This is a genomic window from Pseudomonas kitaguniensis (assembly GCF_009296165.1).
Classification (GTDB): Bacteria; Pseudomonadota; Gammaproteobacteria; order Pseudomonadales; family Pseudomonadaceae; genus Aquipseudomonas; species Aquipseudomonas kitaguniensis.
In genome coordinates, this window is the sequence record NZ_VUAZ01000220.1 from 1 (window position 1) to 5046 (window position 5046).

A 5046-nucleotide genomic window follows, 5' to 3' on the forward strand; every position below is an offset into this window, starting at 1 on the left:
CGATTCGACTTGCTCCCGATGAGGCCCTGAAGAACACCCACAAGCCCCTCGCCAGCCGCCGCGCAACCCTCTAGGCTAGCCGCTGCCCATCGTGAGGAATGCCCATGTCCACCCCCAGCATGACCTTGTTCCACAACCCCGCTTCACCGTTTGTTCGCAAAGTGCGCGTGCTGCTGATCGAGACCGGCCAGCAAGGCCGCGTGGCCCTGCAAGGCTGCATGCCGACACCGGTCAACCCCGATGCGCAGGTGGTGCAAGGTAACCCGGTGGGCAAGATCCCGGCCCTGCGCCTGGCCGACGGCACGGTGTTGCACGACAGCCGGGTGATTCTCGATTACCTCGACTATCAGCATGTCGGCAACCCGCTGATCCCGCGTGATGGCTCGGCCCGCTGGCGCCGCCTGACCCTGGCCTCGATGGCCGACGGCATCCTCGACGCGGCGGTGCTGGTGCGTTATGAAACGGCCATGCGCCCGGTCGAAAAGCACTGGGAGCAATGGCTGGAGGAGCAGCGCAACAAGATCCGCCGCACCCTCGCCGGGTTGGAGCAAGACGCCATTGCCGAGTTGACCAGCCATTTCGACATTGCCGCCATCAGCGTGGCCTGCGCCTTGGGCTACCTCGACTTCCGCCACCCCGACCTGCAATGGCGCACCGCTAACCCCCAGCTTGCCGATTGGTACGCCGAGGTCAGCCAGCGGCCTTCGATGCTCGAGACCCAGCCGCCGGTTTAACGCCAAATCAAGCAGGCGTTGTGCTGAGAGCCTGTTGCAGCGAGCCAGCCGGTCAGCAGTCCGGCTTGTCAGCCGTGTAACGGCGCGCCGGGTTTACCGCCGCGCCGAATTCACGCAGCGCCTTTGCCCCAATCAGCAACGGGTAGTTAAAGCTGCTGCGGTCGGTGAGGTTGACCTCAACCGTGCGTTTAACGTCGCCCAGGCACATCTCCAGGTCGATCACCGGGCGCTTGGCCACGGTGGCTTCGTCCTTGTCATCGTCTTCGTCGGCGCGGCTCTTGATCTTGCTGATGCGCGACACCTTGTGTTCGTAGACCTTGTCGCTGGCATCCTTGCCGCCGATGCGGAAGCGCACCCAATCGTCGCCGTCACGGGTGAAGGTTTCGATGTCGCGGGCCGACAGCGAAGCGGTCAGCGCGCCGGTGTCCATCTTGGCCTTGAAGGTTTGGCCGATCTCCGGCAATTGGATGTATTCGTAGCGACCGTAAAGGGTCGGTTCGGCCGCCATGGCCGGCAGAGCAACCAGGGCGAGCGAGGCAAGAAGCAGTTTCACGAAGTGATTTCCTCGAAAGAAGTAGGCGGATTCTAGACCGCAAAAGCCATCATTAGTTAGTGCTCAACCCTACCGGTCAGCGTGTGAAACATTCGTCAGGCGATTTGTGATTTGGCCTGCAGAGCCGGCTTGCTTATCATGGCCAGCCCACAGGATTCCAAGAGTTACTTATGCGCCGCCTGCTCACCGGCTGTTTCGTCACCCTGCTGTTATTGCTTAACACCCTGGTGCTGTTCGGGCCGTTGATGGTGTTTGCCCTGCTCAAGCTGGTGGCTGCGGGGCGCTATCGCGACGCTGCGTCGCGGGCGGTGATGTGGATCGCCGAGACCTGGGCCGAGATCGACAAATTAATCTTCTCGCTGTGCATCCCCACGCAATGGGACATTCGCGGCGGCGGCGATTTGCGCAGCGACACCTCATACCTGGTGATCAGCAACCATCAGTCGTGGGTCGATATTCCGGCACTCGTCCAAGCGCTTAACCGGCGCACGCCGTTCTTCAAATTCTTCCTGAAAAAAGAGCTGATCTGGGTGCCCTTCCTCGGCCTGGCCTGGTGGGCGCTGGACTACCCGTTCATGAAGCGCTACACCAAGGCATTCCTGGCCAAGCACCCGGAACTGGCGGGCCAGGACCTGAAGATCACCAAAGAGGCCTGCGAGCTGTTCAAGCGCCAGCCGGTCACGGTGGTTAATTACCTTGAGGGCACGCGGTTCAGCGCGGCCAAACACACGCAGCAGAATTCGCCGTTCAATCGCCTGCTCAAACCCAAGGCGGGCGGCGTGGCTTTTGTGCTGGCGGCGATGGGTGAGCAACTGGACGCGGTGCTCGACGTGACCGTGGTCTATCCGTCTCAAACGCAGCAGCAAAAAATTCCGGGGTTCTGGGCGTTGATCAGCGGCGCAGTGCCGAAGGTGATCGTCGATATACGCACGCGTGAGCTGGACCCGGCGTTGTGGCAAGGGGATTACGAGAACGATCCGGCTTTTCGCCAAACCGTCCAGAACTGGGTTAACCAGCTCTGGAGCGAGAAGGACGCGCGCATCGAACAACTGCGCGCCGAGCGTGCTTAGCCGCCAGTGCCCCAGGCCTGGGCCAGTTTGCCGAGCACCGAGCTGTTGGCGCCCTGACCGCCGAGGTATTGCAGGATCACCGGCGCAAACTGGCCGACCATGCCGCTGTCCATGCCCAGTGCGCTGAACGCGGTGTTCAGGTCGTTGGTGCTTTTCACGTTACCCAGCACGCTGTCGAGGCCGCTGGTTTTGCTGCCGCCGCTCTGGCCGAGCATGCCGCTCAAGGCACCGAGGCTGCCCAGCGAGTTGCTGCCCGACAATTGATCGAGGCCCGGCACGCTCTTGCCCAGTTGCGAATAATCGGTGCTGCTCAGTTGGTTCTTGGCCAGGCCGAGCATGGCCCCGGTGCCGCCGACGGCTTGCTCGGGGGTGATGTTCAGTTGCGAGGTCAAGGCGCTCAGCAAGCCGGCGGTCTGCGAACTCGGCGCTGCAGCGGCCGCCTTGTTGTTGCCGCCTTGGGCAGCGGAAACCGCATTGGCCACCTCACCCAGGCTGAAACCTGCGGCAAACACCGGGCTGGCGGCCACGGTCAACAGGCAGGACAAGGCAAAACCGCGTGAAATCTTCATCAAGACAACCTCTGAGTGTAAGAGCTAAAAGCAGCCGTTTGACTGACCGTGCCGAGGGATTGTTCCCCGCAACAGAATAGTTCGCCGCTGGCTGCATCCAAGTGCCCTCGCGCCGCGTATATCGAGCATGCGCCGCCCGGAGTTGGATGGAATGAACGCTCAAGCTAGACTACCCTCTGCCTACCGTGCGCAGCCCCGTCGCCCTCGTTCGAGCGCTTGGAGAAGCCCTATTTCCATCCACGACACCGACCCGTTGCAGCCGTTGCTGGCGCAATGTGCGCTAGGCAACCGCCAAGCCTTCGAAACCCTCTACCGCCGTGTTTCACCACGGCTGCACAGCGTTGCGTTTCGATTCATGGGCCGCGCCGACCTCGCCGAAGAGGTCTTGCAAGAGGCCTTCGTGCGCATCTGGTACAACGCCTCGCGTTACGAGGCGCACTTGGCGGCGCCGATGACCTGGATGGTCAACATCACCCGCAACCTGGCCATCGACCAACTGCGCAAACGCCGCGAGCAACCCTTGGCCGATGGCCAACAAGAGGCCTTGCTCGACGACAGCCCCAGCGCCCACGAACAACTCCACAGCGAGCGCGAAGCCCGCGCCCTCAACCGCTGCCTCGATACCCTCGACGGCATGCAACGCCAGTCGATCACCGTGGCTTACTTTCAGGGCCTTTCGTGCGCGGAGTTGGCCGAACACTTGGCGGCGCCCCTGGGCTCGGTCAAATCCTGGATTCGCCGCGGCATGGAGCGCCTGCGCAGGTGCCTTGAATCATGAATTACCAAACCTCCGCCTTGCGCCGCGCGCTCGCCGCCGACTATGCCATCGGGTTGATGCCCGCCACCGCGCGTCGACGTTTTGACCGCCTGCTGCTCGACGATGCGGCGCTGCGCGCAGAACTCGGCCACTGGCAGGACGCGCTCGCCAGCCTCACCGGTGCACTGCCCGAACGCCCGGTGCCGGGCCACGTGTGGGCGGGCATCCAGGCGCGCATCGAACCGCACGTGCTGCAGGTGCCTGCCAAAAAACCGCTGTGGATGAATGTTCGCTTGCTTGGGGCAGCGTTCGCCGTGGTGCTGGCGCTGTTTGTGGGCGTGCTTTACCAGCGCGATACCGGCGCGCAATACAACGCCACCTTGGTCAGCGCAGGCCAGCAACCGGCGTTGCAGATACGCGCATTCGCCGACCACCTGCAAGTCGAGCCGTTGGCATTGGCCGCAGTGGAACCGACGCGTGACCTGGAGTTGTGGGCGATTGCGCCCGGTGCTAAACCGGTCTCGCTGGGCGTAGTACCGAGCGCCGGCAAGGGGCGAATCCAGCTGACCAAACAGCAGCAGGCGCTGCTTAAAGCGCCACTGACCCTGGCCGTGAGCCTGGAGCCACACGGCGGTTCGCCCACCGGCCAACCGACCGGACCGGTGCTCTATCAAGGCCAATTGGCATCACTTTAGCGACGATAGGCGGTGATGGGTTCAGGAACCCATCCCGATAAACAGGGTCCATGAACTGACTACAAAATTTGTCAGGAAGAGACTTATGACTGCGATCCAACCCGAAGTGATCGAGAACAAACCCTCATTCTGGAGCGGCCCACGCCTGTTCATCGGCGCCTGTTTGGTAGTGGTTGCCGGTGTCGGCGGCGCGCTTTACACGCAGGACAGCGTCAAATCCGCTGCCACGTTGGTGACCACCGAGCAACAGCCCGCCGCGCAAATCGTGGCCCACAAGGATTACCTGGAAGTGCAGCCAATCGCTGCCACTGCGCCCGCGCCAGACCAGAGCCTGGAGCTGTGGGCTATCCCGGCCGACGGCGTGCCGATCTCCCTGGGCCTGCTGCCCGAAGACGGTAAAGGCATCATCGGGCTGAACCCGCGCCAGCAAGCATCCATCAGCAAGCCGGTGAACTTGATGGTCAGCTCCGAAACCAAAGGCGGCTCGGTGAGCAAGCAACCAACAGGCCCGACGGTCTACCAAGGCGCCTTGGCCGCTCGCTGACACCCCCCGCCACTGCCCCCTATTCCCCCACTTACCCACTACCTAATGCGGGAGCCAAATGTGGGGCCTAATGTGGGAGCCAATGTGGGAGCCAATGTGGGAGCCAATGTGGGAGCGGGCTTGC

Annotated in this window: 7 protein-coding genes; 5 read left to right on the forward strand and 2 right to left on the reverse strand. The window is 62.7% G+C overall.

Features of this window, described 5'->3' with window-relative positions; all coding sequences use genetic code 11:
• Window positions 1-104 precede the first annotated feature (104 nt).
• Window positions 105-734 carry a glutathione S-transferase gene (locus F0169_RS26740; protein WP_152748100.1) on the forward strand — a complete coding sequence of 210 codons (630 nt, stop codon included), beginning with the start codon at window positions 105-107 and terminating at the stop codon, window positions 732-734.
• Window positions 735-786: 52 nt separating this feature from the next.
• On the opposite strand, the gene rloA2 is transcribed toward F0169_RS26740, so the two are convergent.
• A complete protein-coding gene (gene rloA2, locus F0169_RS26745) occupies window positions 787-1287 on the reverse strand; it encodes a retropepsin-like aspartic peptidase RloA2 (protein WP_058415214.1) in 501 nt (166 codons plus the stop codon).
• 170 nt (window positions 1288-1457) lie between these two features.
• Here rloA2 and F0169_RS26750 point away from each other — a divergent pair, with 170 nt between their 5' ends.
• Window positions 1458-2357, forward strand: coding sequence for an acyltransferase (locus F0169_RS26750; RefSeq protein WP_152748101.1), 900 nt, complete (start codon window positions 1458-1460; stop codon window positions 2355-2357).
• Here F0169_RS26750 and F0169_RS26755 read toward each other — a convergent pair.
• Window positions 2354-2926, reverse strand: a complete 573-nt coding sequence (locus tag F0169_RS26755) for a DUF2780 domain-containing protein (protein ID WP_058415212.1) — start codon at window positions 2924-2926, stop codon at window positions 2354-2356. The genes F0169_RS26750 and F0169_RS26755 overlap by 4 nt on opposite strands.
• A gap of 151 nt (window positions 2927-3077) precedes the next feature.
• On the opposite strand from F0169_RS26755, the gene F0169_RS26760 reads away from it, so the two are divergent.
• From F0169_RS26760 to F0169_RS26770, 3 genes are all read left to right on the forward strand, one after another.
• Window positions 3078-3704, forward strand: a complete 627-nt coding sequence (locus F0169_RS26760; RefSeq protein WP_152748102.1) for a sigma-70 family RNA polymerase sigma factor — start codon at window positions 3078-3080, stop codon at window positions 3702-3704.
• Entirely contained in the window at window positions 3701-4378 is a 678-nt protein-coding gene (locus F0169_RS26765; protein WP_152748103.1) for an anti-sigma factor, read from the forward strand. The genes F0169_RS26760 and F0169_RS26765 overlap by 4 nt, the downstream gene beginning before the upstream one ends.
• 85 nt (window positions 4379-4463) lie before the next feature.
• Window positions 4464-4922 (forward strand): anti-sigma factor domain-containing protein, encoded by a 459-nt coding sequence (locus F0169_RS26770; RefSeq protein WP_152748104.1) that lies wholly within the window; start codon window positions 4464-4466, stop codon window positions 4920-4922.
• Window positions 4923-5046: the final 124 nt, after the last annotated feature.

Coding starts and splice junctions, on each gene's coding strand:
- F0169_RS26740 (WP_152748100.1), top strand. CDS start 105: ATGTCCACCCCCAGCATGACCTTGTTCCACAACCCCGCTTCACCGTTT.
- F0169_RS26750 (WP_152748101.1), top strand. CDS start 1,458: ATGCGCCGCCTGCTCACCGGCTGTTTCGTCACCCTGCTGTTATTGCTT.
- F0169_RS26755 (WP_058415212.1), bottom strand. CDS start 2,926: ATGAAGATTTCACGCGGTTTTGCCTTGTCCTGCCTGTTGACCGTGGCC.
- F0169_RS26760 (WP_152748102.1), top strand. CDS start 3,078: ATGAACGCTCAAGCTAGACTACCCTCTGCCTACCGTGCGCAGCCCCGT.
- F0169_RS26765 (WP_152748103.1), top strand. CDS start 3,701: ATGAATTACCAAACCTCCGCCTTGCGCCGCGCGCTCGCCGCCGACTAT.
- F0169_RS26770 (WP_152748104.1), top strand. CDS start 4,464: ATGACTGCGATCCAACCCGAAGTGATCGAGAACAAACCCTCATTCTGG.